A 1,511-nucleotide genomic window follows, 5' to 3' on the forward strand; every position below is an offset into this window, starting at 1 on the left:
GTGACTACTCAGGTGCTTGATTACGCGTGAGCGGCAGGCGGCAGCCAGACGTTTCCGGCGAAGAGGTCGCGGAGGACGGTCATGGGGTTGAGGCCGTGTTTGCGGGCGGTGGAGAGGTAGGAGCGCACGAGGAGCCAGCGGTTGGCGCCGTCGAGGGTGCGCCAGCCGCCGGAGACTTTCATCTGGATTTTGGCCATGCGGATGTCCTGCTCGGCCTGGTTGTTGGTGAAGGGCACCGTCAGGTCGTGCAGGAAGCGCAGGATGTCCTCGCGGCGCCGGATCAGGCGGTCGATGAGCTGCCGGGCGAAGGTCTTCTTCGCCTTCGGCGGCGGATCGGGGTTGGCGGAGCGCCCGACCCGGACCGCCCGGTCGAACTCTGCTTCCAGCAGGGTGATTTCCTCGCTGGTCAGGGCTGCGCGTCCGTCCTCGCGGGCAGCATGAGCGGCATCGTTGGCGGCGGTAAGCGCATCGATGACGGCCTTGGCCCACTGCTGTCCGGTGGGGTCGGCGTGGTGAACGCCGTCCAAGTCGCGCAGGATGTGCGCGTTGCACAACGCGCCGGCGCGGCCGTAGCCGAGGTAGGAGGACCAGGCGTCGGTGACGGTGGTGCCGGTGAAATGCGGCAGTACTCCGGCATCGGCCATGGCGGCCTTGCCGCGTTTGGCGTGTGCCTTGTACCAGGTCAGACGGGTGGTGCAGGCGACGTGGACCCAGTGCAGCGAGGAGCTGACGCGAATCCCGGACTCGTCGAAGTGCGCCACGGGAGCCAACTGCAGCAGCGCCACGACGCGTTCACTGAACGGGATCAACGCGGCGGCGGCTCGCAGCAGGGCAGTGTGGACGAAGCCCTCCGAGAGGTGCGCGTCATGCAGATCGGCCGCTCCGAGCGCGGTCCTCAACGACGGAACATGCTGGTGGACGAGTTGATAGACCGCCAGCGCGTGCACGCCGGGCCCGTACTGGGTCGGCGCGCCCGCTGTCTGCGGTTCAGCGGCGCGCGTGATGTGCCCGCACCGGCAACGGACCTTCAGCATCCGGTGTTCGGTGACTACCAGTCGCGGATCGGGCAGGTCGAAGACCTGCGAGACCGAGAATCCGACCGGCACGGCATCATCAGCCAGGTCGGCTTCGCAGCCGCCGCATGCGACCGGCCGGTGCTCGATGACGGCGTCGGGGTCGGCGACCCGCTCCAGGTTCGCCCCCTCGTGCCCGGCCTGGCCACCGGGCCTGCGGCCCGAGGCGCGGCGCTGCGAGCGTGGCGCGGGCTTGCGGAATGGGTTGTCCGACGACGGCGGCTTCGAGGAATTCGAGGAATCCTGGGCCAGGCGGCGCTTCAACTCGGCGTTCTCCGCCCGCAACTCGGCGTTCTCGCTCCTGAGCTGGGCCACGTCCCGCTGCAGATCCGCGATCACGCGCACGAGATCGTCGTACGACGGCTGACGCTTCGCGAGTCCCACGGACAGACCAACGAGGCGAGCACGCGCAGGTCACTCAAGGACCTGAGCAGTCAC

At 68.6% G+C, this 1,511-nt stretch carries 1 protein-coding gene; it reads right to left on the bottom strand.

Translation table 11 applies throughout. The features are described from left to right. Positions 1-20: 20 nt before the first annotated feature. Positions 21-1,457, bottom strand: a complete 1,437-nt coding sequence (gene tnpC / locus AC061S_RS44375) for an IS66 family transposase (RefSeq protein WP_478691565.1) — start codon at positions 1,455-1,457, stop codon at positions 21-23. Between the last annotated feature and the right edge of the window lie 54 nt (positions 1,458-1,511).

The organism is Streptomyces sp. CA189 (genome assembly GCF_056428985.1).